This is a genomic window from Mycoplana ramosa (assembly GCF_041930185.1).
Classification (GTDB): Bacteria; Pseudomonadota; Alphaproteobacteria; order Rhizobiales; family Rhizobiaceae; genus Mycoplana; species Mycoplana ramosa.
Genome location: NZ_JBHEEW010000001.1, coordinates 185,195 through 210,046, shown reverse-complemented (window position 1 = coordinate 210,046; position 24,852 = coordinate 185,195). Strand labels below are relative to the sequence as shown.

At 64.8% G+C, this 24,852-nt stretch carries 22 protein-coding genes; 5 read left to right on the top strand and 17 right to left on the bottom strand.

Annotated features, from left to right (window positions below):
- Nucleotides 1–92 precede the first annotated feature (92 nt).
- From JNC62_RS00920 to JNC62_RS00910, 3 genes are read right to left on the bottom strand one after another with little or no spacing between them, the layout of a single operon-like run.
- On the bottom strand, nt 93–329 hold the full coding sequence (locus JNC62_RS00920; RefSeq protein ID WP_374835056.1) for a DUF4170 domain-containing protein: 237 nt from the start codon (nt 327–329) through the stop codon (nt 93–95).
- A gap of 60 nt (nt 330–389) precedes the next feature.
- The gene (locus JNC62_RS00915) at nt 390–1,220 is read right to left on the bottom strand and encodes a 3'(2'),5'-bisphosphate nucleotidase CysQ (RefSeq protein WP_374835054.1); all 831 of its coding nucleotides are present in this window, start codon (nt 1,218–1,220) and stop codon (nt 390–392) included.
- Between the two features lie 23 nt (nt 1,221–1,243).
- Complete coding sequence (locus tag JNC62_RS00910) at nt 1,244–2,590, bottom strand: TldD/PmbA family protein (protein ID WP_374835052.1); 1,347 nt, start codon at nt 2,588–2,590, stop codon at nt 1,244–1,246.
- Between the two features lie 112 nt (nt 2,591–2,702).
- On the opposite strand from JNC62_RS00910, the gene JNC62_RS00905 reads away from it, so the two are divergent.
- Nucleotides 2,703–4,523 (top strand): monovalent cation:proton antiporter-2 (CPA2) family protein, encoded by a 1,821-nt coding sequence (locus JNC62_RS00905; protein WP_374835050.1) that lies wholly within the window; start codon nt 2,703–2,705, stop codon nt 4,521–4,523.
- Between the two features lie 9 nt (nt 4,524–4,532).
- On the opposite strand, the gene JNC62_RS00900 is transcribed toward JNC62_RS00905, so the two are convergent.
- The 3 genes from JNC62_RS00900 to JNC62_RS00890 are packed head-to-tail and all read right to left on the bottom strand — an operon-like array spanning nt 4,533 to nt 8,039.
- On the bottom strand, nt 4,533–5,426 hold the full coding sequence (locus JNC62_RS00900; RefSeq protein ID WP_374835048.1) for a patatin-like phospholipase family protein: 894 nt from the start codon (nt 5,424–5,426) through the stop codon (nt 4,533–4,535).
- Between the two features lie 24 nt (nt 5,427–5,450).
- Nucleotides 5,451–6,011 carry a 16S rRNA (guanine(966)-N(2))-methyltransferase RsmD gene (rsmD, locus tag JNC62_RS00895; protein ID WP_374835046.1) on the bottom strand — a complete coding sequence of 187 codons (561 nt, stop codon included), beginning with the start codon at nt 6,009–6,011 and terminating at the stop codon, nt 5,451–5,453.
- 6 nt (nt 6,012–6,017) lie between these two features.
- Nucleotides 6,018–8,039, bottom strand: coding sequence for a pseudouridine synthase (locus JNC62_RS00890; protein ID WP_374835045.1), 2,022 nt, complete (start codon nt 8,037–8,039; stop codon nt 6,018–6,020).
- A gap of 68 nt (nt 8,040–8,107) precedes the next feature.
- On the opposite strand from JNC62_RS00890, the gene JNC62_RS00885 reads away from it, so the two are divergent.
- Nucleotides 8,108–8,557: a nucleoside deaminase gene (locus JNC62_RS00885; protein ID WP_374835043.1), complete on the top strand. Its 450-nt coding sequence runs from the start codon at nt 8,108–8,110 to the stop codon at nt 8,555–8,557.
- A gap of 3 nt (nt 8,558–8,560) precedes the next feature.
- Here JNC62_RS00885 and JNC62_RS00880 read toward each other — a convergent pair whose 3' ends face one another.
- From JNC62_RS00880 to chrA, 6 genes are all read right to left on the bottom strand, one after another.
- Nucleotides 8,561–9,043: a GNAT family N-acetyltransferase gene (locus JNC62_RS00880; RefSeq protein ID WP_374835041.1), complete on the bottom strand. Its 483-nt coding sequence runs from the start codon at nt 9,041–9,043 to the stop codon at nt 8,561–8,563.
- A gap of 4 nt (nt 9,044–9,047) precedes the next feature.
- Nucleotides 9,048–9,665 carry a hypothetical protein gene (locus tag JNC62_RS00875; protein ID WP_374835039.1) on the bottom strand — a complete coding sequence of 206 codons (618 nt, stop codon included), beginning with the start codon at nt 9,663–9,665 and terminating at the stop codon, nt 9,048–9,050.
- Nucleotides 9,666–9,836: 171 nt separating this feature from the next.
- A complete protein-coding gene (ileS, locus tag JNC62_RS00870) occupies nt 9,837–12,752 on the bottom strand; it encodes an isoleucine--tRNA ligase (protein ID WP_374835038.1) in 2,916 nt (971 codons plus the stop codon).
- Between the two features lie 247 nt (nt 12,753–12,999).
- Nucleotides 13,000–13,980, bottom strand: a complete 981-nt coding sequence (locus JNC62_RS00865) for a bifunctional riboflavin kinase/FAD synthetase (RefSeq protein WP_374835036.1) — start codon at nt 13,978–13,980, stop codon at nt 13,000–13,002.
- Between the two features lie 16 nt (nt 13,981–13,996).
- On the bottom strand, nt 13,997–14,845 hold the full coding sequence (locus tag JNC62_RS00860) for a TIGR01459 family HAD-type hydrolase (RefSeq protein ID WP_374835035.1): 849 nt from the start codon (nt 14,843–14,845) through the stop codon (nt 13,997–13,999).
- Between the two features lie 89 nt (nt 14,846–14,934).
- Nucleotides 14,935–16,311, bottom strand: a complete 1,377-nt coding sequence (gene chrA / locus JNC62_RS00855; protein WP_374835033.1) for a chromate efflux transporter — start codon at nt 16,309–16,311, stop codon at nt 14,935–14,937.
- Nucleotides 16,312–16,480: 169 nt separating this feature from the next.
- Between chrA and groES the strand changes: the two genes are divergently transcribed.
- The 3 genes from groES to JNC62_RS00840 all read left to right on the top strand — a co-directional run bounded on the left by groES (nt 16,481) and on the right by JNC62_RS00840 (nt 19,390).
- Nucleotides 16,481–16,777 (top strand): co-chaperone GroES, encoded by a 297-nt coding sequence (gene groES / locus JNC62_RS00850; RefSeq protein WP_374835031.1) that lies wholly within the window; start codon nt 16,481–16,483, stop codon nt 16,775–16,777.
- A 73-nt stretch (nt 16,778–16,850) separates the two neighbouring features.
- Nucleotides 16,851–18,491, top strand: a complete 1,641-nt coding sequence (gene groL / locus JNC62_RS00845) for a chaperonin GroEL (RefSeq protein WP_374835030.1) — start codon at nt 16,851–16,853, stop codon at nt 18,489–18,491.
- Between the two features lie 353 nt (nt 18,492–18,844).
- Entirely contained in the window at nt 18,845–19,390 is a 546-nt protein-coding gene (locus tag JNC62_RS00840) for a hypothetical protein (protein ID WP_374835028.1), read from the top strand.
- Between the two features lie 9 nt (nt 19,391–19,399).
- On the opposite strand, the gene JNC62_RS00835 is transcribed toward JNC62_RS00840, so the two are convergent.
- The 5 genes from JNC62_RS00835 to hisS form a co-directional block, all read right to left on the bottom strand.
- On the bottom strand, nt 19,400–20,617 hold the full coding sequence (locus JNC62_RS00835) for an NAD(P)/FAD-dependent oxidoreductase (protein ID WP_374835026.1): 1,218 nt from the start codon (nt 20,615–20,617) through the stop codon (nt 19,400–19,402).
- A 93-nt stretch (nt 20,618–20,710) separates the two neighbouring features.
- Nucleotides 20,711–21,418: a glutathione binding-like protein gene (locus JNC62_RS00830; RefSeq protein WP_374835024.1), complete on the bottom strand. Its 708-nt coding sequence runs from the start codon at nt 21,416–21,418 to the stop codon at nt 20,711–20,713.
- Between the two features lie 68 nt (nt 21,419–21,486).
- Nucleotides 21,487–22,182, bottom strand: coding sequence for an ATP phosphoribosyltransferase (gene hisG, locus JNC62_RS00825; RefSeq protein ID WP_374835022.1), 696 nt, complete (start codon nt 22,180–22,182; stop codon nt 21,487–21,489).
- Nucleotides 22,179–23,318 (bottom strand): ATP phosphoribosyltransferase regulatory subunit, encoded by a 1,140-nt coding sequence (locus tag JNC62_RS00820; RefSeq protein WP_374835020.1) that lies wholly within the window; start codon nt 23,316–23,318, stop codon nt 22,179–22,181. Before JNC62_RS00820 ends, hisG begins: the two co-directional genes overlap by 4 nt.
- Nucleotides 23,319–23,331: 13 nt before the next feature.
- Nucleotides 23,332–24,852 (bottom strand): histidine--tRNA ligase, encoded by a 1,521-nt coding sequence (gene hisS / locus JNC62_RS00815; RefSeq protein ID WP_374835018.1) that lies wholly within the window; start codon nt 24,850–24,852, stop codon nt 23,332–23,334.

Sequence of the window (24,852 nt, the reverse complement as noted above, 5' to 3'; positions counted from 1 at the left end):
GGCTGCGTTGATCCGTCCGAAAGCGTTCATGGGGGTCTCGGTCATTGGTTGCCCCGCGGCATCAAGAGCAGCCGCAAGGCAAAATGAAGGCGTCAAGCGTTTTCCGGATCGAGCAGCTTGTGCATATGCACGATGAAATAGCGCATGTGCGCATTGTCGACGGTCTGATGCGCCTTCGACTTCCACGCCACCAGAGCGCTCGCATAGTCGGGATAGATCCCGACGATATCGAGGTTGTCGAGGTCGCGGAACTGCACGTCCTTCAGCGTCGTCAATTCGCCGCCGAAAACGAGATGCAGGCGCTGCTTGTTGTCGCCAGTCTCTGTCATGGTGCTCTCTTCAATTGTGATATTATTTCACACCGGATTTGGGCCATCCGTGCAAAAAGGTCAATGGCCGGCAAGGTCGCATGAGGCGCTAATCAATCTTCCGAGCCAGGCATTGCCGGCCGCGCACAGGACGTCATGGCGGACATCGGCGCGGTTGTAGGTGAGCGCGGCACCATCGAGCGTCACCAATCCACCGCCCGCATTGGCGAGAATGAGATCGGCAGCGGCAAGGTCCCAGTCGTGCGAATTGACCTTGACCAGCGTGCCATCGATCCTGCCGTCCGCCACCATGGCCAGACGATAGGCAAGCGAGGGAACGTGCGGAATGGGCTGGATCGTGCCAAGGGCGCGGCGATCCAGCCGCACCACCATGTCCGCCGCCCCAGCCATTCGCAAGGGGCGCTCTCCATCCGGCTCCGACACGCAAACCTGCAATCCGTTCCTCAGGGTCGCTCCGCCGACCCTCGAGGCAAAGACCTCGCCCAGTGCGGGCGCCACCAGCACGCCGGCAACGGGCCGGCCCTGATGCACCACAGCCGCGCTGACGCACCATTGATCCTTTCCGGCGATGAAAGCGCGCGTGCCGTCAATCGGATCGACCACGAACAGCGTTTCGCGGGACAGACGCGTCGGATCATCGTCCGTTTCCTCCGACAGCCAGCCATAGCCCGGCCGCGCCGAAAGCAGGGTCGACCTGAGAATGTCGTTCGCGGCGATGTCGGCGGCACTGACGGGCGAACGCCCCTCATTCTTCCACCAGACCTCCGGCCCGTTGCGAAAATACTCCATCGCGCGTGCGCCGGCAGCCTGCGCCGCTTCGAGCAGCAGGTTGAGATCGTCTTCCCACTGGGACTGATTGCTGCCGACCGGCATGTGTGCTCCAGTTTCCATTCGACCCGGGCTTGCGGCCATCCTCACTTGCCAGCGAGCGTCATGCCCTCGATCGCAAGCGTCGGTGCGGCCACGCCGAACTTCCTGTCGATGTCGTTGGCCGGTGTCATCCGCATGAACATGTCCGTCAGATTGGATGCAATCGTTACTTCCGAAACCGGGTAGGCCAACTCGCCGTTCTCGATCCAGAAGCCGGAGGCCCCGCGGCTGTATTCGCCGGTCACCATGTTCACGCCGTGCCCGATGAGTTCGGTCACGTAGAAACCTGTGCCGATCGAGCGGATGAGATCCTCGGGCAGGACATCGCCCGGTTCAAGCGCGAAATTGGTGCAGGCCGGGCTGACGGCGGTGCCGCCGCGCACGCCGCGGCCGTTGGTGTGCAGGCCAAGCTCGCGCGCCGTCGAGGTCGACAGGAACCAATGGTTCAAGACCCCATCCTCGATCATCACCAGGCGCTCGCCAGTGACGCCCTCGCCGTCGAACGGGCGCGAGGACGAGCCGCGGACGATCAGCGGATCGTCGGTTACCGAAAGCCCTGCCTTCAGCACCTGCTTGCCCATCTTGTCGCGCAAGAAACTGGTCTTGCGCGCCACCGAGGCGCCATTGATGGCGCTGGCGATGTGACCGGCCATGCCGCGCGCCATGCGCGGATCGAACACGACGGTCACATCCTTGGCCGTCGGCACCTGGCGGGGATTGAGACGCCTGACCGCGCGCTCGCCCGCCGTGCGACCGACGTCGTCGACGCCGCGCAGGTCGGCGAAATAGAGCCGGCTGTCGAAATCGTAGTCGCGCTCCATCTTGGTGCCCTCGCCCGCGATCACGCTGACGGAGCGGCCGAAGCGGCTGGCCGAATAGGCGCCGGAGAACCCGTGCGAGGTGGCGAGCACGAGCCCGCCCATGCCGGCCGAGGCGCCTGCGCCGCTGGAGTTCGTCACCCCGGCAACATCCAGCGCGGCTTGCTCCATGGCAAGGGCGGCTTCCGCCAGATCGTCGGAAGAGACATCGGTCGGATCGAACAGCTCCAGATCGGGCCAGGTCTTCGCCAGGTCCGCCGGATCAGCCAGAGCGGCGAAGGGATCCTCGGGCGAAGCCTTAGCCATCGCGACAGCACGCTCCGCCAGAAGCTTGAGGTCGAACCCGGGATTGGCCGAAACGCTCGCCACCCGCTTGCCGATGAAGACGCGAAGCGAAAAGTCATCGCTCTCAGAAGCTTCCGTCCCCTCCACCTTGCCGAGGCGGACCGTGACGGAGCGGGAGCGGCCGCGCACGACGACCGCGTCGGCAGCATCTGCGCCCGCTCTCATCGCATGATCGATGAGGTCCCCGGCGCGGGCGAGAAGGCTTTCGGAATCGATGGTCTCGGACATGATTTGGCCTTTCATTCCTGCCCCATTTATTGTGCACTGGCAGAGGCATCAAGGGTCGAACCCGTGATTCTTGGCCCGCACCGTTCTAACACTCCGAAGGACCTTTACTCGCATGGCAAATACGCATGCCCTGTTTGCCGAAGCATTGCTCCTTCTCGGAGGCGCGGTTCTGGCTGCGCCCATCTTCAAGAAGCTCGGGCTCGGCACCATTCTCGGCTACCTCGCGGCGGGCGTCGTGATCGGTCCGATCCTGCACTATATCCACGACGGCGAGGAGATCCTGGGGGTGGCCGAACTCGGCATCGTCTTCCTGCTCTTTATCATCGGGCTGGAACTGCAACCCTCGCGGCTTTGGCAGATGCGCAGGGAGATCTTCGGTCTCGGCACCGCACAAGTCCTGGCGACCGGACTTGTACTGACGGCGCTTGTCTTGCTGATCGGCGTGGAGAAGTGGCAGGCGGCGCTGATCATCGGTTTTGGTCTCGCCCTTTCCTCGACCGCATTCGCGCTGCAGATCCTGGACGAAAAAGGCGACACCAACACGCGCTACGGTCAGCGGTCCTTCTCGCTGCTGCTATTTCAGGATCTTGCCATCGTTCCGCTGCTGGCCCTGATCCCGCTCCTGGCGACGCAGGCACCGGAAGACACGACCACGGCGCTCCAAGACTTCCTCGTCGCCATCTCCGCCATCGCCGCCATGCTGATGATCGGGCGCTATGTGCTCAATCCGTTGTTCCAGATCATCGCCCGCACCGGCGCGCGTGAGGCGATGATCGCGGCGGCCCTGTTCGTGGTCCTCGGCTCGGCGACGCTCTTGCAGTTCGCCGGCCTGTCGATGGCCATGGGCGCCTTTCTCGCCGGCGTGCTCCTGTCGGAATCTTCCTATCGGCACGAACTGGAGGCCGACATCGAACCGTTTCGCGGGATCCTGCTTGCCCTGTTCTTCATGGCCGTCGGGCTATCGCTCGACATCGACGTGGTGTTCCGCAACTACCAGGTCATCCTCATCGCGGTGCCGACGCTGATGCTGGCCAAGGCCATCGTGATCTATCTGATCTGCCGCATGGGGCGCTCGCCCCACAACGACGCGGTACGGGTGGCGCTGCTGTTGCTGCAGGGCGGAGAGTTCGGGTTCGTGCTGTTCACAGCCGCGGCGGCTGCGGGCGTCTTCTCGTCAGCCGTTGCTTCGCTGCTGGTGGTGATCGTCACCCTCTCGATGGCGCTCACCCCGATCGCCTCGCTTCTGGCCGGCGTGCTCATCCGGGAGGACGGCCGCGAGGAGATCGAGGAGGACTTCGAAGGCGCCGGGTCGGACGTGCTGATGATCGGCTTTTCGCGTTTCGGCCAGATCGCCGCGCAGATCCTTTTGGCAGGCGGGCGCGACGTGACCGTCATCGATTTCTCCGCCGACCGCGTCCGGCAGGCGGCGAGCTTTGGCTTTCGCATCTATTTCGGCGACGGGACGCGCAAGGAGGTGCTCCGGGCGGCCGGTATCGAGAAGGCGAAGATCGTCGCCGTCTGCACGCACAAGGCCGACATCACCGACCGGATCGTCGACCTCGTGCAGTCGGACTACCCGAACGCGCGGGTCTACGTCCGCTCCTACGACCGCATCCACACCCTGTCGCTCCGGGCCCGCGGCGTGGATGTCGAAGTGCGTGAGACCTTCGAGTCCGGTCTGCTGTTCGGCCGCAAGACCCTGGAGGGACTCGGTGTCGGCGACGACGAGGCGCTGGCGATCAGCGACGATATCCGCCGCCGCGACGAAGAGCGCCTGATCCTGCAGGCGGCCGAAGGCCTGACGGCGGGCCGGCACATGCTGCACTCCCGCCCCGTGCGGCCTGAGCCGCTGATCAAGCCGAAGCATACGGAGCAGGTGGCGGACGACGAAGAAGAGGGCATGGCAGTGATGGCACAGACGGTTGCCGACTGACGCTGCCTGCTACTCCTGCCCGTCGGCTTTCCCCGAAAGCCGCATTTCCAGCGCCCGTTTGAGATCGTCGCGCACACCGGCGGATTGGTCGAGAATGTCTTTCGCCCGCAGAAAATCAAGAACCCTGAACCGGCCGACCTCGGGCTGGAGCAATATGTCGGGCCGGCATTGCTCCAGCTTGAGTGCGATCATCGCGCGCATCGTCAGCTGGCTTGCTCCGTAGAGACTGTCGATGCTGTTGGGGATCGCGCCCTCGTCGCCTGTCGGCCTGCCGACAACATCGACGCCAATGGTAATATCCGCCGCTCCGGCCAGGTGATCGAACGGTATCGGGTTCCACAAGCCGCCGTCGATGAGAATGCGCCCGTCGATCCGAACGGGAAGAAACACGGCCGGAAGCGAGGCGGAGGCTGCAAGCGCCGGGTAAAGGGGGCCGCGTTCCTGCACCCGCTCGCACTGCTCGTAGAAATCGGCCGTGATCACCTTCAGCGGAATCCGCAGGTCCTCGAAACGATCGGGTATCTGCGGGTGCAGGAAGGCCCGTAGAACGCGCTCCAGATTAAACTGTCCGATCCGAAACCCGTTTATCCATGCTTCGGCAAGCGTGGCCGGCCGCAGGCCCCAGATACGGCCGAGCGCTTCAGCCGGGCGGCCGACGGCGGCAAGCGTGTGTTCACGGATTTCCTTGCCGCTAAGGCCGGCGGCCATGGCCGCCCCCATGATCGCGCCAATCGACGATCCGGCGATCAGTTGCGGCCGAATGCCGAGCTCGTCAAGGACCTCGATCACATGGATATGCGCAAGGCCGCGCGCACCGCCGCCGCCAAGGGCGAGCGCAACCGTCGGCGTCGCGTGTCGCGCGCTGCTCTTTGACGTTTCCGGCTTGGGGGCATCGTCCAGCATCGAACCTCCTCTGCCCGCAAGTCCTCAGGCGGGCGCGTACCGGTAGAAATGCATGCGCGTGTCGCCGAACGTGCGAACCTCCAGCGGCTCGTAGCTTTCGACAACGGCGGGCGTCACATCGGCGCGCTCTTCCAGAATGGCAAGGGCGCCGGGCACAAGCCATCCACCCTTTGCCGCCGCGTCAAGGGCTTTCTCGCCCAGACCGAGACCATAGGGCGGGTCGGCGAACAAGAGGTCGAATGGCTCCATCGTCCCGACCGTACCCAATGACGTCGCATCGCGCCGGAAGATCTTGGCCTTGCCCTGCAGGCCGAATGCCTCGATGTTCGTATGGATCAGGCCGCGGCCCTCCACACCCTGCTCGACGAACAGCACGGCGCGCGCGCCGCGCGAGACCGCCTCGAGACCGACGGCGCCCGTTCCGGCGAACAGGTCGAGAACACGGGCGCCGTCGACATGCTCGGGATAGGCGTGCGCCAGGATGTTGAAGAGGCTCTCGCGCGTGCGGTCGGTGGTCGGCCGGACGTCATTGCTCTTCGGCGTGGCGAGCGGTCGGCCGCGCAATGTTCCACCCACGATGCGCACGGCGCGTCAGTTCCCCCGGCCGCGTGGCTTGCCGCCGGCCGGGCGACCGCCACCAGGCTTACCCGCAGGCCTGCCACCACCGGGCTTTCCGCCCGGTCGGCCACCGGCCGGCTTGCCGAAGGACGGTCTGCCGCCAAAGGACTTGCCGCCCGGCTTGCCGCCGAACGACCGCTCCCCCCCGCGCCCGCCAGCAGGCTTGTCACCGAAAGAGCGCTCGCCGCCTCGGCCGCCGGAAGGCTTGTCGCCGAAAGAGCGTTCGCCCCTGTCGTTTTCACGTCCACGGAACGGCCTGTCCTCGCGCTTGCCGAACGGCTTGTCGCCACCGCGATCGCCGAAGGGTTTGCCGCGCGGCTTGCGGTCGTCGCGTCCAGGGCGATCACCAAACTCACGCGGAGCACGCGCATCGCCGGCCCCGGAGCGCGGGCGGCCGAACCCACCGCCGCGATCGTCACGCGAAGGCGCTTCCGGTTCGCTGGCGCGGATCCATTCGCCGCCTTCATCCCCGGCGCCAAGAACACGCGGACCGCGCCCGCCAAGGTCGCGGTTGCGGCTGCTGCGGTCGCGATCACCACGTTCCTCGAAACGGCCGCCGGGCTTTTTCCGGTCGGGATCGAACTTGTGGGCCGTTTTCGTCGCCTCGCCATCCCGGGTCCGGCCATAGCGCTTCGTCTTGGGAGCGCCTTCCGGCCGGTCACGCGGCGTGCGCTTGACCGCTTCCTCACCCTCGGCAGCCTTCTGACCCCGCTCCGCCACGGGACGGGCGCCGGGCGCCATCCAGACATTCGACTTGCGGGCCCGATTGCCCGGCTCGCGCTTCGGCCGGTCGGCAAAGCGGTCATCGTCGCGGTCGCGTCCGCGCTTGTCGTCCCGCTTGTCGCCAAACCGGTTGTCGCGCTTCGTATCCAGCCGCGCTCTCGCCTTTTCCCGGCGGTCGCCGTCCTTTTCGCGGAATGGCGCGGGTTGACGCGCCTCACGTCCACCCTTATCGGCGTGCGCGGGCGTTTCCTCCTTGTCGTCGTGCTGGTGCTCGAACAGCGGCGCCTCGAAGTTCGCCTTGGCGTCCTCGATCAGCCGCGGGCCGAGTTGATCGCGCAGCGTGCGGCCGCGAACTTCCAGCGCCTGTCCTTCCGGCAAGTCGCCGAGCTGGAACGGCCCGAAGGAAATACGGATCAAGCGGTTCACCTCCAGGCCGAGCGCGCCGAGCACGTTCTTGACCTCTCGGTTCTTGCCTTCGCGAAGCCCCATCGTGATCCAGACGTTTGCACCCTGAACCTTGTCCAGCGTCGCCTCGATGCCGCCGTAGAGCACGCCATCGACGGCAATGCCATCCTTGAGCCGGTCCAGCGCTTCCTGGTCAATCTTGCCGTGGGCGCGCACGCGATAGCGGCGCAGCCAGCCCGTGGTCGGCAGTTCGAGGACGCGCGCAAGGCCACCGTCATTGGTCAGAAGAAGCAGGCCTTCGGTGTTGATGTCGAGACGGCCGACCGACATCACGCGCGGCAGATCCTCCGGCAGGTGCTCGAACACGGTCGGGCGACCTTCGGGATCGGCATTGGTGGTCACCAGGCCGGCGGGCTTGTGGAAGAGCCACAGACGCGTGCGCTCGATGCCGCGGATGGGAACGCCATCCACCTCGATCTGGTCGGCGAAGGTGACGTTGACGACCGGTGTGTCGAGCACGACGCCGTTCACCCGAACCCTTCCGTCCATGATCATGCGCTCGACGTCGCGGCGCGAGGCCACGCCTGCGCGCGCGAGCAGCTTGGAAATGCGCTCGGGCTCCTGCCCGGTGGACGGGCCGGCGGCCGCCGGGGCGCGCGCTCCCGCCTTCTTGCCAAAGTCGCGCTTTTCGCCCTTCGACGATCCCTGCGGCTTGGACGAACCCCGTTCGGACTTGGCAAAGCCTGACGCCTTTGCACCCGCGCCGAACGGCTTCCTGCCATCCGGCTTGCCGGCGCCGTCACGCGGCTTGCGATCGCGGTCGAAGGGCTTTGCGCCCGGGCGTTTTGGCTTGTCTCTCGATGTCATATGTTGTTTGCCTACCGTTTTGGCGTGTCGTATCAGGTCAGGCGACCGGGGTTAAGAGGAATTCTCAATTGGGCATGACGAATAGGTTCATGGACCAGGCTTTGGCGGAGGCGCGTCAGGCCGCCGAGCGCGGCGAAGTGCCGATCGGCGCCGTTCTCGTCCATGAGGGAAAGGTCGTCGCTCGCGCCGGCAACCGCACGCGCGAGGATCGCGACGTCACCGCCCATGCCGAAATCCTGGTCATCCGCGAAGCCGCCGAAGTCCTCGGCAACGAGCGGCTCAACGAGGCGGACCTCTATGTCACGCTTGAACCCTGCACCATGTGCGCCGCCGCCATCTCCTTTGCCAGGCTCAGGCGGTTGTACTATGGCGCCGAGGACCCCAAGGGCGGCGGCGTCGACAGCGGCGTGCGCTTTTACGCCCAATCCACCTGCCACCACGCGCCCGAGGTCTATTCGGGAATCGGCGGACAGGAAGCGTCCGAAATACTCAAGGACTTCTTTGCCGCTCGCCGATGACACTCAGCCGCCGGCAAATGCCTTCAGCTTGTCCCCGGTCAGACGGTAGCGGATCCATTCGTTCTGCGGCTCGGCGCCGATCGCATCGTAGGCGCGGATCGCCGGCTCGTTCCAGTCGAGCACGCTCCACTCGAAGCGGCCGCAGCCTTCGGCCACGGCAACCTTGGCCAGATGCCGCAGGAGTTGGCGCCCCACACCGGCGCCGCGATGCTCCGGCGTGACGTAGAGATCTTCGAGATAGAGCCCGTTGCGGGCCTGCCAGGTGGAATAGTTGTAGAACCAGACAGCGAAACCGACCGGTTCACCCGCCTCGCTTTCGCAGATGACGGCGCGCGTCACGGAGCCGGGACCGAACAGCGATTCCGCCAGCGTTTCGACGGTCGCCTCGACCTCATGCCCCGCCTTCTCGTAGACGGCCAGTTCGGTGATGAAACGCAGGATGATCGCCGCATCGGCGGCGGTCGCGTTGCGAATACGGTAGCTCATCGGATCAGAACGGCCACCACGTCTTAGTGCCGCTGTTGGCCATCTTGGCCTCCTTCAGGCGCCGGCGCTCCTTCTTCATCTCCGGCTCGCCGAGATCGGCGGCGGCTTCTTCGGGCAGCTTGCGGTAGTCGAGCGGCGGATCGCTCAGATAGCGGCGCTTGTCGGAGTAGAGGCCCTGCTGCACACGGCGCGCCTCGCGATACTGCTCCGTCTGCTCCTTCGTCGAGAGCTGCCGCATCGTGTTGTGCTGCGTCTGCAGCGGCGAATTGTAGCCGATCTTGCGCTCGTTCTCGGTCGCTTCCGCCTTGAGACGCTCGCGCATGTCCTCTGGGTTTTCCACCCACTGCGGATTGTCGGCGGTGGAGGCAAGCGATTTCTGCGGCTGTACAAGCTGCCCCTGGTCCTTGGGGACCACGAGCGCGCCGCGCGGCTGGTAGGCGATCTTCTTGTCGCTGCCGCTCGGCGGCCTGAGCATCACCGAGTTGCCAATGTCGTCCATCAGTTGCTCGCCGCTGGTCTTGTCGGTCCCATAGGTCGGGCCGCCGATGCAGCCGGAAAGAACAGCGCATGCGCCAAGCAGCGCCACGGTGGCGCCCAGTCGAATTCCTCGCGTCATTCTCATGCAAACCTTTCCCAGCAAAGCCGGCGAATCGCGCCATTTACGGCCCTCGAATGCCGTGCGTTGGGCGAAAAATCCGACGATTTTCAGGCAGCAATACCGGATGAGGCGCAAAAGCGCAATTCATCCGGTATCTTGCCTGTCTTGTGCACAACCTTTCGTCTGGCTGAGCCTTCAGGCGGCTGTGCGGAAGCCGATCTCGCGCAACGCAGCCGCATCACGTGCGGAAACGTCCGGATAGTCCGGATCCGAGCCGACATCGGTGGTGATGCGCCAGGAGCGGGCGCATTTTTTGCCCTCGGCCAGCTTCGGTTCGACGGCGACACCGGCGACCTCCGGCAGACGGAAGGCCTCGGCCGGCCCCTCGCCGGCAACGAGCGTGATCGCCGACGTGATACAGATCTCGGCGAAATCCTCGCCTTCCAGCGCCGCCATCAATGCCGGATCGGTGATGTAGACGGTCGGGGCCGCTTCCAGCGACGAGCCGATCCGCTTCTCGCGACGCTCGATCTCGAGCGCGCCGGTGACGACGGTTCGGACGGCGCGGATCTTCTCCCACTTTTCTTCCAGCGCGTCGTTCCTCCATTCGGCCGGGATTGCCGGGAACTGTTCGAGGTGGACCGAGACGGCATCGGGTTTGCGCGACAGCCAGGCCTCTTCCGTCGTGAACGGCAGCATCGGCGCCAGCCACAGCACCAGGCAGTCGAACAGCTTGCGGATCACGGCCAGCGCCGCACGGCGGCGCAGGCTCGAGGGCGCGTCGCAGTAGAGCGCATCCTTGCGCACGTCGAAGTAGAAGGCCGACAGCTCGACGTTGGAGAAGTCGATCAGGGCGCGAGCGATCTTCTTGAAGTCGAAGGCGTCGTAGCCTTCACGCACCAGCTGGTCGAGTTCCGACAGCCGGTGCAGCATCAGCTTCTCCAGTTCCGGCATGTCGGCGTAGGCGATCTCCTCGCCCTTGTCGTGGGCGAGCGTGCCGAGCATCCAGCGGATCGTGTTGCGCAGCTTGCGGTAGGCGTCGATGTTGGTCTGGATGATCGTCTTGCCGAGGCGCTGGTCTTCCCAGTAGTCGGTGGTCATCACCCACAGGCGCAGGATGTCAGCGCCAGCGTCCTTCATCACGTCCTGCGGCGCGACGACGTTGCCCTTCGACTTCGACATCTTCTCGCCCTTCTCGTCCATGGTGAAGCCATGGGTGACGACGGCGTCATAGGGCGCGCGGCCGCGCGTGGCGCAGCTTTCCAGCAGCGACGAATGGAACCAACCGCGATGCTGGTCGGAGCCTTCCAGGTAGACGTCGGCCGGCCACTTCAGGTCCGGGCGGTCCTCCAACGTGAAGGTGTGCGTCGAGCCCGAATCGAACCAGACGTCGAGGATGTCCATCACCTGCTGCCAGCGACCATGGTCGTGATCAGACCCGAGGAAACGCTCCTTGGCCCCATCGGCAAACCAGGCGTCGGCGCCCTCCTTCTCGAAGGCCTCGAGGATGCGGGCATTGACCGCGTCGTCGACGAGGATTTCGCCCTGCTCGTCGGCGAAGATCGCGATCGGTACGCCCCAGGCGCGCTGGCGCGACAGCACCCAGTCCGGGCGTGCCTCAATCATGGCGCGCAGGCGGTTCTGGCCGGCGGCGGGAACGAAGCGGGTATCGTCGATCGCCGACAGCGAGCGCGAGCGCAGCGTCGTGCCGTCGCCGAAGTCCTTGTCCATGTAGACGAACCACTGCGGCGTGTTGCGGAAGATCACCGGCTTCTTGGAGCGCCAGGAATGCGGATAGGAGTGCTTCAGGCGACCGCGCGCGAACAGCGCATGGCGGGCGATCAGCGCCTTGATGACGCGCTCGTTGGCATCGCCCTTCTTGCCCTTGTCGTCGATGACGCGGCCTGCGCCACCTTCCGCATCCGGACCGAAGCCGGGCGCGTCAGACGTGAAGTAACCGGCATCGTCGACCGTGAATGGGATCGCCGAGGAGATGCCGCGGGCTTCTAGAGCGCGCGCGGAGTCCATCCACGCATCGAAGTCTTCGCGGCCATGGCCGGGGGCGGTGTGGACGAAGCCGGTGCCGGCGTCGTCGGTGACGTGGTCGCCGTCGAGCAGCGGCACCTTGAAGTCGTAGCCGCCGCCGAGGCCGTGCAGCGGATGGGCGCAGGTGATCGCGGCCAGTTCGTCGGCCTCGACGTCACGGACGAGGTTGAAGGTCAGCTTGGCCTTGGCGGCGGATTCGTCGGCCAGCCGCTTGGCGAAGATCAGCTTTTCGCCCGGCTGCGGGCCGAAATCGTTCTCGGCGGTCGCGACTTCGTAGAGGCCGTAGGCGTAGCGCGAGGAATAGGCGATCGCCCGGTTGCCGGGGATCGTCCACGGGGTGGTGGTCCAGATGACGACGAAGGTGCCGGCAAGCGCCTCCGGGCCTTCCTTGACCGGGAACTTCACCCAGATCATGTCGCTCTCGACGTCGGCATACTCGACCTCGGCCTCGGCGAGCGCGGTGCGCTCGACCACCGACCACATGATCGGCTTGGAGCCGCGGTAGAGCTGGCCGCTCTTGGCGATCTTCATCAGTTCGCCGGCGATGCGAGCCTCCGCGTGGAAGTTCATCGTCGTGTAGGGGTTTTCGAAGTCGCCCTCGATGCCGAGGCGCTTGAACTCCTCGGTCTGCACCTTGATCCAGCCGGAGGCGAAGTCACGGCATTCCTGGCGGAACTCGTTGACCGGCACCTCGTCCTTGTTCTTGCCCTTCTCGCGGTACTTCTCCTCGATCTTCCACTCGATCGGCAGGCCGTGGCAGTCCCAGCCGGGAACGTAGTTGGCGTCATAGCCCCGCATCTGGAACGAGCGGTTGATGACGTCCTTGAGGATCTTGTTCAGCGCGTGGCCGATGTGGATGTTGCCGTTGGCATAGGGCGGGCCGTCGTGCAGGACGAATTTTTCCCGGCCGGCAGCGGAGGCGCGCAGCTTCTTGTAGAGGTCCATCTTCTGCCAGCGGGCCACCGTCTCCGGCTCCTTCTGCGGCAGGCCGGCGCGCATCGGAAAATCCGTCTGCGGCAGGTAGAGGGTGGAGGAATAGTCGATCTTCTCGGGCGTGTCGGTCATGGCTTGGCTATCGCTTCATCGCGCGAGTTGTCGCGCTGCAAGAGGGGATCTGTCTGTCGGTGACGGCGGGGGCGCGGTTCGGAACGCCCGAAATCCCGGACCTTCCGGCCTCGCTCAGAGCGCGCGGAAGGCCGGGCCACTAATTCGCAGGTCGATGGTCAGCCGGTAGAACATCATGACGCGCGGTATTACGGCGTTTTCGGCCGATTGAAAAGGTGCAGCGGGCGTGGCCGCACGATTTCTTCTTTCAGAAACAGAGCATCCTGTCGATCGCCCCGAGCGGGCGCACGCCGGAAAGCAGTGCGCGTGCCTCTTCCTCGTCGCGCTTCATCTGCACGACCAGCGCGTCGAGACCGTCGAACTTGAGCTCGTCGCGCAGGTGCTCGAAGAAGGACACCGTGCAGGTCTCGCCATAGAGGTCACCGGAAAAGTCGAAGACGAAGGTCTCCAGCAGCGGCGCGCCGTTGCTGTCCACCGTCGGGCGGCGGCCGAAGCTGGCAACGCCGTCGAACAGCGTCCCATCGGCGCGGCGATAGCGAACTGCATAGATGCCGGTGCGCAGTTCCACTTCGGGCGGAAGCTGCATGTTGGCGGTCGGAAAGCCGAGCGTCCGGCCAAGCTTCTTGCCGCCGATCACCTGGGTTTCGACCGTGTAGCGGTAGCCGAGCAGGCCCGCGGCCTCCGCGACGTCGCCTTTGGCAAGCAACTCGCGGATACGGCTCGACGAAATCACCTCGGCATTCTCGTCGCGGAAGGCATCGACCAGGGTCACGCCGAAGCCGTTTTCCTCGCCGGCCGCCATCAGGAAGGCCGGCCCGCCCTCCCGGCCCCTGCCGAAATGGAAGTCGAAGCCGGTGACGATGTGGCTGGCGTGCAGCCAGTCCATCAGCACCTGGCGGACGAAGTCTGCTGCCGCCGTCTGCGAAAACTGCCGGTTGAAGGGATATTCGATCACCGCCGAGAACCCCATCCCCTCCAGGATCCGCGCCTTCAGGTGCGCCGGCGTCAGGCGAAAGACGGGTTGATCGGGTCGGAAGACCGTGCGGGGGTGCGGCTCGAAGGTGAGGACAAGCGCCGGCACGCCGCGCGCGTTCGCAATGTCCAGCGCCCGCTGCAAGACCGACTGATGACCGCGATGAACGCCATCGAAATTGCCGATCGCAATCACGCCCGCGCGCAGATGCTCGGGCAGCGGCTCCCTGGTTTCGTTGCGATGGAATACGGTCATGCGTCTCGCCGTCCAATCACTGCAATCGTGGCATCCACCATTTCGGCGTCGCCTGTTCGCGGGCCAGGAACGCGTCCAGCCTGGCCTCGTCGGTCGTGCCGTCCTTGACGTACTCCTTGGCGTGGATGCCGCCGGAAATATAGAGCACATCGAGGCCGAAGGCTTCGGCGCCGCGCACGTCGGTCGGCATGCCGTCGCCGATCGCGATCACGCGGGAAAGGTCGAACCCGTCCCGCACCTCGCGCGCCTCCTCCAGCGACTTCTCGTAGATCGGACGATGCGGCTTGCCGGCGATCAGCGTGCTTCCGCCCATCTCTGCATAGAGCTTGGCGAGCGCGCCGGCGCAGGGGATCAGCCGGTGACCGCGCTCCACCACCAGATCGGGATTGGCACAGATGAAGGGCAGATGACGGGCCGCGAGCGTCTCCAGCTCTGCGCGATAATCGTCCGCCGTTTCCTTCTCGTCGTTGCGCAGGCCCGCGCAGACGACGATGCCCGCCTCTTCCGCCGAGACGGCCTCCACGCCAAGCCCTTCCAGCAGCGCCTCGTCCTTGCGTGCACCGATGAAATAGATCTTTTCCGGGCCGGCGGTGATCAGCGAGCGGGTCACGTCGCCGGAGGTGACGATGCGGTCGTAGGCCTCGTCCAGCACGCCAAGTCCGCGGATCTGCACTTTCACGCCGGGCCGGGGGCGCGGCGAGTTGGTGATCAGCACGACGGTCAGCCCGGCGGCACGTGCCTGCGCCAATGCCTCCGAGGCCTGCGCAAAGGCTTCCACGCCGTTGTGCAGCACGCCCCAGACGTCACAGAGCACGACATCGTATTGGTCCGTGATCTCGCGGAAGGACTGAATGCGCTTGGCCATGCTGTTTCCCGATCCTGATAAGCCCGGCTGACATCGCAAAGCCGGATCGAGAAAACAAGGGCCTGCCGACAATTTTGCCACCGCCGCGACTAAATGAGCGCGTTGAGGGCGAACCCCGCCACCGCACAGACAAGCAGCGTGTAGACGATGCCGAGGCGTAGCCGGAACAGCATCACGGCCGCAGCGACCGTCAGGAGAAGGGAGAGCGCGTCGAGCGAGCCCGGCTCCGGCAGCGCCATCGAGATCGGGCCAAGCCGCAAGCTGCCGACTTCGCGAAAGAGCACGTGCAGACCGAACCACACCGCCAGATTGAGGATGACGCCGACGACGGCGGCGGAGATCGCCGCAAGCGCCCCTGACAGCGCTGCATTGGCACGAAGGCGCTCCACGTAAGGCGCGCCGAGGAAGATCCACAGGAAACAGGGAACGAAGGTGACCCAGGTGGTGAGAAACGCCCCCAGCAGGCCTGCTGCGAGCGGATCGAGCCCTGCCGTATCGCGGAAAGCGGCAAGGAAGCCGACGAAGGAAAGGACGAGAACCAGCGGCCCCGGCGTCGTCTCTGCCAGCGCCAGCCCGTCCAGCATCTCGCCCGGCTTCAGCCAGTGATAGGTCTCGACCGCCTGCTGGGCGACATAGGCGAGCACCGCATAGGCGCCGCCGAAGGTGACGACCGCCATCTTTGAGAAGAAGACGCCGATGGCGGCAAAGGCACCCGGTCCCTCCGGGAGAAGCATCAGGACGACGAAGGGCGCCGCCCAGAGGACGGCACCGGCTATGACGATGCCGACGGTCGCGCCGAATCTGCGTCGCCTGTCGGGGAACGCGTCGCCAATCACGGAAGGCATGTCCGGCGCGTGCGCCTTGTGACCGACCGGCGGCTGCAGGAGCCCCGGCGACGTTCGCGCGACAAGATAGCCGCAGATCCCTGCGGCGGCGATGACCAGCGGAAACGGCAGCGCAAGGAAGAACAGGCAGATGAAGGCGACCGCCGCCAGCAGGCGCGTGAACGGGGTTTTCAGGGCGCGGCTTGCAACCCGAACCAGTGCCTCGAGCACGATCGCCAGCACCGCGGCCTTCAGGCCGAAGAACAGGTTCTGCAGCCAATCGGTTCGCTGGAACAGCGCATAGGCCGCCGACAGGGCGCAGATGACGAGGAAACCAGGCAGGACGAACAGCGTCCCCGCCACGATCCCGCCGCGCGTGCCATGCAGGAGCCAGCCAATATAAACCGCAAGCTGCTGGGCCTCCGGGCCCGGCAGCAGCATGCAGTAGTTCAGTGCATGCAGGAACCGGCTCTCCGAGATCCAGCGGCGCTCGTCGACCAGTTCCTTGTGCATCAGCGCGATCTGGCCGGCGGGGCCGCCGAAACTCAAAAGACCGATCTTGGCCCAGACGGCGAGCGCCTCGCGAAAGGAGGGATGCGGCGGTACGGCTTTTTTTGGCAGGTCGTTTGTCACGGGTGTCATGGTCGCGTGGTAACCAAACTGTACGAAAGATTTTTGAAGGCCGTTTCTTGACTCGCCCCGGCTCCACGCCTATCTCGAATTCGCTGGCACTCACCAACGGCGAGTGCTAACACCCATCCAACCGGATCGGTCCCGATCCGGACATGTCATTTGATCGAGGGATTAGACAATGGCAAGCACCAACTTCCGTCCGCTGCACGACCGCGTCGTCGTACGTCGCGTCGAGTCCGAGGAAAAGACCAAGGGCGGCATCATCATTCCGGACACCGCAAAGGAAAAGCCGCAGGAAGGCGAAATCGTTGCCGTCGGTTCGGGCGCTCGTGACGAAAGCGGCAAGATCATCGCTCTCGACGTCAAGGTCGGCGATCGCGTCCTGTTCGGCAAGTGGTCGGGCACCGAAGTCAAGCTCAACGGCGAAGACCTTCTGATCATGAAGGAAGCCGACATCATGGGCATCATCGGCTGATCGCCGGTTTTCCCCGTACCTTCCCTAAATCCCAGCCGGGTCATCCGGCTTTTCGAAACCAGGAGTTTTGAAAATGGCAGCCAAAGAAATCAAGTTCGGCCGCACCGCGCGCGAAAAGATGCTGCGTGGCGTCGACATCCTCGCAGACGCAGTGAAGGTCACGCTCGGCCCGAAGGGTCGTAACGTCATCATCGACAAGTCCTTCGGCGCGCCGCGCATCACCAAGGACGGCGTTTCCGTCGCCAAGGAAATCGAACTCGAAGACAAGTTCGAGAACATGGGCGCCCAGATGGTCCGCGAAGTCGCTTCGAAGACCAACGACATCGCCGGTGACGGCACCACCACCGCAACCGTTCTGGCCCAGGCGATCGTTCGCGAAGGCGCCAAGGCCGTTGCTGCCGGCATGAACCCGATGGACCTGAAGCGCGGCATCGACCTCGCTGTCAACGAAGTCGTCAAGGATCTGCAGGCCAAGGCCAAGAAGATCAACACTTCCGAAGAAGTTGCCCAGGTCGGCACGATTTCCGCAAACGGCGAGCGCCAGATCGGCCTCGACATTGCAGAAGCCATGCAGAAGGTCGGCAACGAAGGCGTCATCACGGTTGAAGAAGCCAAGACCGCCGAAACCGAACTCGAAGTCGTCGAAGGCATGCAGTTCGACCGCGGCTACCTGTCGCCCTACTTCGTGACCAACCCGGAAAAGATGGTGGCCGATCTCGAAGACGCCTACGTTCTCCTGCACGAGAAGAAGCTCTCCAACCTGCAGGCGATGCTCCCGGTTCTCGAAGCCGTCGTCCAGACCGGCAAGCCGCTCGTCATCATCGCTGAGGACGTCGAAGGCGAAGCACTCGCAACGCTCGTCGTCAACAAGCTGCGTGGCGGCCTGAAGATCGCTGCCGTCAAGGCTCCGGGCTTCGGCGATCGCCGCAAGGCCATGCTCGAAGACATCGCCATCCTCACGGGCGGCACGGTGATCTCCGAAGACCTCGGCATCAAGCTCGAAAACGTCACGCTCGACATGCTCGGCCGTGCGAAGAAGGTTTCGATCTCCAAGGAAAACACGACGATCGTCGACGGTGCCGGCCAGAAGGCCGAGATCGAAGGCCGCGTCGCGCAGATCAAGGCCCAGATCGAAGAGACCACCTCCGACTACGACCGCGAGAAGCTGCAGGAACGCCTGGCCAAGCTCGCTGGCGGCGTTGCCGTCATCCGCGTCGGCGGCTCGACGGAAGTCGAAGTGAAGGAAAAGAAGGACCGCATCGACGACGCTCTGAACGCGACCCGTGCGGCCGTTCAGGAAGGCATCGTACCGGGCGGCGGCGTTGCCCTGCTGCGCTCTTCCGTCAAGATCACCGTCAAGGGCGTCAATGACGATCAGGAAGCCGGTATCAACATCGTTCGTCGCGCGCTGCAGGCTCCGGCCCGCCAGATCGCCGAGAACGCTGGTGACGAAGCCTCGATCGTTGTCGGCAAGATCCTCGACAAGAACGACGACAACTTCGGCTACAACGCCCAGACCGGCGAGTATGGCGACATGATCGCCATGGGCATCGTCGACCCGGTCAAGGTCGTCCGCACCGCGCTGCAGGACGCAGCCTCGGTTGCCGGCCTGCTCGTCACCACCGAAGCCATGATCGCCGAGCTGCCGAAGAAGGAAGCTGCGGGCGGCATGCCGGGCGGCATGGGCGGCATGGGCATGGACGGAATGATGTAATTAGACGAAAGTCTAAGGCATACAGAGGGCGGCCTTCGGGCCGCCCTTTTTGTTGATGTTTGCCACTTCTATGGCCGAATTTAACTTGCGGGAACTGATCTATTTCAGTCCGCGTTCTTGCCGATTGCAGAAAACGCAGTATAGAAGCCCCTCAAGCGAGCGATAGACTGGCGAGGGGAGCAGCCGGTAGAATGACACGGAGCGGTAGCGCGTTAACCGTGCGCCAAACTGCCCGTTGAAATCATAAAGCGACCGATCATAGTGGAGTTGCCGGCAGGATCGTGGGCCCGCCGGCGGACCACAGTTCACGGGCCTCTCTCCAAGCGCCGGACAGGGGTCGTGATAGAAATTGGGTGAAGCCGCAGCTCACCCGGGACGATGATTTTGCTTGCACTGCCGCGGCGACAAGGCGGTATCAGTGGTCGAGCCGGACCTGCCGGTTGGGGTTAGATGTGTTCAAGATTGCCAAGACCGCTTTCGCTTCGCCATTCGTACCCAATTCCGTCTCTTTCGATTCCTCGGACAATGAGCTGCTGACGCAATACTGCATCACTGAGCGCTGGACGGGCGACCTGTCGAACGGCCTCTTTCATTTGGGTGACAAAGCTGCGCGATTGCACGGGCTGGACCAGCGCAATTGCGGCCTTCTCAACCTCGTGCGCTGCTATGAGCCGCAGGATCGAGGCCGCGTGCTTGAGCTGTTCGAGCAGGCGGCGACGGCATCTTCGAACTTCTGCTTTTCGACGATCATCAACGTGACGGGCGCACCGCGCCAACCGGTGTTCTGCATCGGCGAATCGACCGGCCTCGAGCAGCGCTATGCGGGCACGATCATCGGCGTGTTCTTTTTTCCGCGCTTCCAGCTCGACCGCGTCGGCCACTGCTTCATGTCGCAGTGACCGGGTCGGTCAAAGTGTCAGCGTCTTCAGATCCAAGGCGGGATCCTCGAGCTGCGCCCGATCCGGGCTGCGGCCGAGCTCAAGCAGCTTCTTGCCGACCACATAGGCCTTTGCGTCGTTGACCGCGTCAACAGCGATGAAACGCCCCTCGCGGAAATACCAGACCGACACGCTTCCCTCCCGTGGGCCCGGCCGGACCAGCGTGTCGTCATAGCCCATGCAGAAGCCGGCAATCTGCAGCTTCACATCGTACTGATCCGACCAGAACCACGGCTTCGGCACGTAGGGCTCATCGCCGCCAGCGATGACGGCGGCGGCGGCCTCCGCCTGGTCGACGGCGTTTTGCACGGATTCCAGCCGGACCATCTTGCCCTCGAAGGGCAGGATCGCGCAGTCGCCCATCGCAAAGATCGCCGGGTCGGAGGTGCGGGCAAACGCGTCGACGACAATGCCGTTCGAGACCTCGAGGCCGGCGTCGCGCGCCAGTTGATCGTTCGGCGTGATGCCGATCCCGACGATGACGATGTCGGCGGGAAGGACCGTCCCATCCGAGAGTTCCGCCCCGGTGACGCGGCCGTTTTCGCCAAGGAGGCGGACGAGGCCCGTCTTCTCGCGGACATCGACGCCACGGGCAGTGTGGATCGCCTTGAGGATCGTCGCGGTCGCCGGCGAGGCGACGCGCTGGAGGATCCGGTCGGCCATCTCGATGACGGTGACGCCGAGTCCCCTGCCGTGGGCGACCGCGGCCGCCTCCAAGCCGATATAGCCGCCACCGACGATCAACGCCTTGCGCCCCTCGGTCATCTCGAGCCCGAGCCGGTCGGCATCGAGATAGTCGCGCACGGTGTAGACGCCCGTCAGGTCGCCACCGATCTCTGCGGGAAGCCGGCGGGGCCTCGCACCCGTCGCAAGCGCCAGGTGCTCATAGTCGATCGTGGATCCGTCGGACAGCGTGACGGTCTTGGCCGTCCGGTCGATCGAGGTCACCTCCGTCGAAAGCCTGAGCTCGACGTGGTTTTCCGGATACCAGCTTTCGGGGCGGAACTGCAGCCGGCTGAGATCGGCCTCGCCGAGGAGGTATTTCTTCGAAAGCGGCGGGCGCTGGTAGGGCAGGCTCGCTTCGGCGCTGACGATCGTGATCGGGCGCATGTCCTTCAGCGCCCGCAGTTTTGCAACCAGCGCAAACGCGGCCTGGCCGCCGCCGACGACTACCAATCTTCCGGTCACGATGCTGTTCCTGCGTTGCTGCGTTTCGTCAGAGGTAGCGCGCGGCGACCGGCGGCGTCAACGCGCCGCCGCGCCGCGCGATCGCGCGGCGCGTCACTCCTTGGCGGGGACGTCGATACCCCTGCTTGAGGCCGGACGGGCGAGGCAGCGCTCCAGCCAGTCCATCACGGCTGGGAAATCGTCGAAGCCGATGACGTCTCGGCCGCCGTAGAACACATCCACACCGCGCACCCACGGGAACAGCGCGATGTCGGCGATCGTGTAGGTGTCGCCCATGATCCACTGCCGGTTCTTCAACCGGCCCTCCATCACGCCGAGCAGCCGCTTGGCCTCGTCGCGATAGCGCTCCATCGGATAGGAATTGTTGGCGACCTTCTCGGCGGCATATTTGTAGAAATGGCCGAACTGGCCGAACATCGGCCCGACGCCGCCCATCTGGAACATCACCCAGCACAGCGTCTCGTAGCGGCCCGCGGCATCGCCGGGGATCAGCTTGCCCGTCTTCTCGGCGAGATAGTAGAGGATCGCACCGGACTCGAACAGACCGATCGGCTTGCCATCGGGACCGTTCGGATCGATCAGCGCCGGGATGCGGCCGTTCGGATTGAGGGACTCGAACTCCGGAGACTTCTGTTCGTTGGCCCCGAAATCGACGCGGTGAGTCTCGTAAGGCAGGCCGAGTTCTTCCAGCGCAATGGAGATCTTCACGCCATTCGGAGTCGGCAGCGAATAGAGCTGGATGATATCGGGGTTCTTTGCGGGCCACTTGTTGGTGATCGGGAAGGTGGAAAGGTCAGCCAACGGACAACTCCTTTTTTGATCGGAGCCCCCTACATAGGTTGCGGCTTCTGCCCGGGCCAGTCCCCCTATCAAAGAACCTTGCGGACCGCCTGGATGATCTCCGCCACCACCGGATTTGCCGCATGCTCCGGCTTGCGGGCGCGCACGAGGCAGGCCTCGGATTTCAAGATCACGCCATCGGACAGTATCTTCAAGTGGTTGGCATGAAGCGTCGAGCCGGTCGAGGTGATGTCGACGATGATGTCGGCCGAGCCCGAGGCCGGCGCACCTTCGGTGGCGCCGAGGCTCTCGACGATGCGATAGAGCTGGATGCCATGGTTGCCGGAAAAGAACTGCTGCGTCAGCCGCCAGTATTTGGTCGCGATTGTCAGGCGGCGGCCATGGCGGGCGCGGAAATCAGCGGCCACGTCGCCGAGATCGGCCATGGTGTCGACGTCGAGCCAGATTTCCGGCACCGCGACGACGACGTCGGCGTGGCCGAAGCCGAGGCGGGCACAGAACTCGACGCGGGCGTCGGCCTCAGCCAGGCCCTCGCGCACCAGATCCTCGCCGGTGACACCGAAATCGATCGAACCGTTGCCGATCTCGCGGGAGATTTCCGACGCTGAGAGGAAGGCGATCTCGATGTCGTCGCGGCCTTCAACGCGTCCGCGATACGAGCGGTCGTTGCCGACAGAGGTGATCGTGAAGCCCGCCCTGGAAAAGATCTCCGAGGCGTCCTCCTTCATGCGGCCCTTGGAAGGAAGCGCGATGGTGATGGTCATGCGGAGGCACCTTCCGAAATCGCCTGTTCGATACGGTCGAGCCAAAGCGAAAAGCCCACGGCCGGGATGCGCGTCGTCGCTCCGAGCAGCGTCATTAGCCGGTCGAAACGCCCCCCGCCGGCCAGCACCGCCGGATTGCCGTTGGCGGTGATCTCGAAGACGAGGCCGGTGTAATAGTCGAGCGGCCGGCCGAACGCGCTGCGGTAGGTGATCGACGCCGGATCGACGCCCGCGTCGGCCAGCGCCTTCGCCCGGGCCTCAAACCGCGGCAGCGCCTCGTCGATGGCAAGGCCAGCCGTGCGGGCAAAATCGAACAGGACCTTGGGTGCATCCGCAAAGGGTGCTTCGATGGCAAGAAAGGCACGAAGGGTGTCCAGCGTGCCGGCGTCCAGGCGGGTGCTCGCCAGCGTCATCTTCTCGCGAAGACGCCGGGCAATATCGACCGGGCTGCGGCTGGCGTTGGTCGAGTAGCCCGTCGCCTGCATCGTCTCGTCGATGTGGCGGGCAAGCGCCGCCTCGTCCTCGATGAGGCCAAGGCCCGCCAGGCGTTCGACCTCCGGACCGAACACCCCCTTCGTGACGGGCTCCGACAGCTCCGACAGGAGCTTGCGCAGCCGATCCTGATTGCCGAAAGCATGGATCAGGCGCTTCTGCCAGCCCGAAGGCAGCCCGCAGGCGGCCACGACCGCCTCGAAGACGCTCTGGTCCCCAAGCACGACGCGGAACGTGCGCCCAGGCAGCCGGTTGCCGAGCACGAACAGCGCATCATGGACGGCGCGCGCATCGGCGCGGGCAACGTCGCCTTCGCCCAGATCCTCGATGCCGGCCTGATAGAACTCGTTCGCGCCCTCGCGCCGCTGGCGGAACACCTCGCCGAGATAGGCGTAGCGCCGGGGCGTCCCGGTCGCGGTCTCGATATGGCGCAGACAGACAGGAATCGTGAATTCCGGCCGCAGGCACAGGCTCTGCCCGGTCTCGCTCTCGGTCATGAAGATGCGCCGGCGCAGATCCTCGCCGGCCATGTCGAGAAACGGTTCGGCCGGCTGGATCACCGGCGTGTCGACACGCTCCGTGCCCAGGCTGGCGAAATCGGCGAGCAGGTCGGGGGCGAAGGTCGGGAGATTGATCAGCGGCATTAAACGCCTTCCCTCAGCCCCTGCCCGCCCGGCTACGATCGTCGGCCTGGTGGGCCAAGATCTCGCGCACGCGCTGGATCATGTCTTCTTCCGAAACCACCACCTGCGCCACGCGCGCCTCGCGCCAGGTGACGTTGTCCTCGATGTCGCCGGCAAGCCGCTTGCCCTCGATCAGGTCCTTGATCTGCACGACGCCGAGCGCGCGCTCGTCGCCACCCTGGATGATGGCGATCGGGCAGCCGCGGCGGTCGGCGTATTTCAGCTGGTTGCCGAACTTCTTCCAGTTGCCCTGGTACATCTCGGCGCGGATGCCGGCAGCCCGCAAAGCCTGGGTGAAGCGCTGATAGCGGCCCATGCTCTCGGCGTCGCCGTCCATGACGGTGACGAGCACCGGTGCCACCACCTCGTCCTGCCCGAGCTTGCCGAGGTTTTTCAGCGCCGTCATCAGGCGCGAAACGCCGATCGAGAAACCCGTCGCCGGCACCGGCTGGCCCATGAACCGCGAGACGAGCCCGTCATAGCGGCCGCCGCCGCCGACGGAGCCGAACACGACCTTCTCGCCCTTCTCGTTGGTGACCGCGAACTGCAGCTCCGCCTCGAAGACCGGGCCGGTGTAATATTCGAGACCACGGACGACCGAAGGGTCGATCTTGATGCGGTCAGACTCGTAACCGGCGGACGTCACCAGATGGGCGATCTGGTTGAGTTCATCCACGCCTTCCGGTCCCTTGGCGGTTCCGGCGACAAGTTCAGCCAGGTGGTCCGCGCTCTCGAGGTAGTCCTTGATACCGACAAAGAAGAGTACCTTCTCGATCTGCTCGGCGCCGAGCCCGGCACCCTTGGTAAAATCGCCGCTCTCGTCCTTGCGGCCTTCGCCGAGCAGCAGGCGCACGCCCTCGGGGCCAAACTTGTCCAGCTTGTCGATGGCGCGCAGCACGGTCAGGCGGGCATTGGCCTTGTCGTCGCCGCCGAGGCCGATCGCTTCCATCACCCCGTCGAGGACCTTGCGGTTGTTGACGCGGATGACGTAGTCGCCGCGCCTGATGCCGAGCGCCTCCATCGTGTCGGCCATCATCATGCACATCTCGGCGTCCGCCTGGACGCCGGCGGCGCCGACGGTGTCGGCATCGAACTGCATGAACTGCCGGAAACGCCCCGGTCCCGGCTTCTCGTTGCGGAAGACATAGCCGGCGCGATAGGTGCGGTAGGGCAGCTGGATCTCGTTGAAATTCTCGGCCACATGGCGGGCGAGCGGCGCCGTCAGGTCGTAGCGAAGCGACATCCACTGGTCGTCGTCGTCCTGCAGCGAGAACACGCCCTCGTTCGGGCGGTCGCTGTCGGGCAAAAACTTGCCGAGCGCATCGGTATATTCGAACAAAGGCGTCTCGACCGGGTCGAAACCATAGCGTTCGTAGACCTCGCGGATTTTTGCCGTCATCTCGTCGACGGCGCGAATATCGGCGGCGGAACGGTCGACGAAGCCGCGCGGCAGGCGGGCCTTCAGTTTCTGCGGTTTCTTCTGCTTTTCGCTCAT

What these genes read in the sequence shown, in the direction of transcription:
- JNC62_RS00865 (WP_374835036.1), bottom strand. Translation starts at nt 13,980, where the DNA reads ATGACCGTATTCCATCGCAACGAAACCAGGGAGCCGCTGCCCGAGCAT.
- JNC62_RS00915 (WP_374835054.1), bottom strand. Translation starts at nt 1,220, where the DNA reads ATGGAAACTGGAGCACACATGCCGGTCGGCAGCAATCAGTCCCAGTGG.
- JNC62_RS00890 (WP_374835045.1), bottom strand. Translation starts at nt 8,039, where the DNA reads ATGACATCGAGAGACAAGCCAAAACGCCCGGGCGCAAAGCCCTTCGAC.
- JNC62_RS00920 (WP_374835056.1), bottom strand. Translation starts at nt 329, where the DNA reads ATGACAGAGACTGGCGACAACAAGCAGCGCCTGCATCTCGTTTTCGGC.
- ileS (WP_374835038.1), bottom strand. Translation starts at nt 12,752, where the DNA reads ATGACCGACACGCCCGAGAAGATCGACTATTCCTCCACCCTCTACCTG.
- groES (WP_374835031.1), top strand. Translation starts at nt 16,481, where the DNA reads ATGGCAAGCACCAACTTCCGTCCGCTGCACGACCGCGTCGTCGTACGT.
- JNC62_RS00880 (WP_374835041.1), bottom strand. Translation starts at nt 9,043, where the DNA reads ATGAGCTACCGTATTCGCAACGCGACCGCCGCCGATGCGGCGATCATC.
- JNC62_RS00900 (WP_374835048.1), bottom strand. Translation starts at nt 5,426, where the DNA reads ATGCTGGACGATGCCCCCAAGCCGGAAACGTCAAAGAGCAGCGCGCGA.
- hisS (WP_374835018.1), bottom strand. Translation starts at nt 24,852, where the DNA reads ATGAGCGAAAAGCAGAAGAAACCGCAGAAACTGAAGGCCCGCCTGCCG.
- JNC62_RS00905 (WP_374835050.1), top strand. Translation starts at nt 2,703, where the DNA reads ATGGCAAATACGCATGCCCTGTTTGCCGAAGCATTGCTCCTTCTCGGA.
- JNC62_RS00860 (WP_374835035.1), bottom strand. Translation starts at nt 14,845, where the DNA reads ATGGCCAAGCGCATTCAGTCCTTCCGCGAGATCACGGACCAATACGAT.
- JNC62_RS00875 (WP_374835039.1), bottom strand. Translation starts at nt 9,665, where the DNA reads ATGAGAATGACGCGAGGAATTCGACTGGGCGCCACCGTGGCGCTGCTT.
- hisG (WP_374835022.1), bottom strand. Translation starts at nt 22,182, where the DNA reads ATGACCATCACCATCGCGCTTCCTTCCAAGGGCCGCATGAAGGAGGAC.
- groL (WP_374835030.1), top strand. Translation starts at nt 16,851, where the DNA reads ATGGCAGCCAAAGAAATCAAGTTCGGCCGCACCGCGCGCGAAAAGATG.
- chrA (WP_374835033.1), bottom strand. Translation starts at nt 16,311, where the DNA reads ATGACACCCGTGACAAACGACCTGCCAAAAAAAGCCGTACCGCCGCAT.
- JNC62_RS00820 (WP_374835020.1), bottom strand. Translation starts at nt 23,318, where the DNA reads ATGCCGCTGATCAATCTCCCGACCTTCGCCCCCGACCTGCTCGCCGAT.
- JNC62_RS00910 (WP_374835052.1), bottom strand. Translation starts at nt 2,590, where the DNA reads ATGTCCGAGACCATCGATTCCGAAAGCCTTCTCGCCCGCGCCGGGGAC.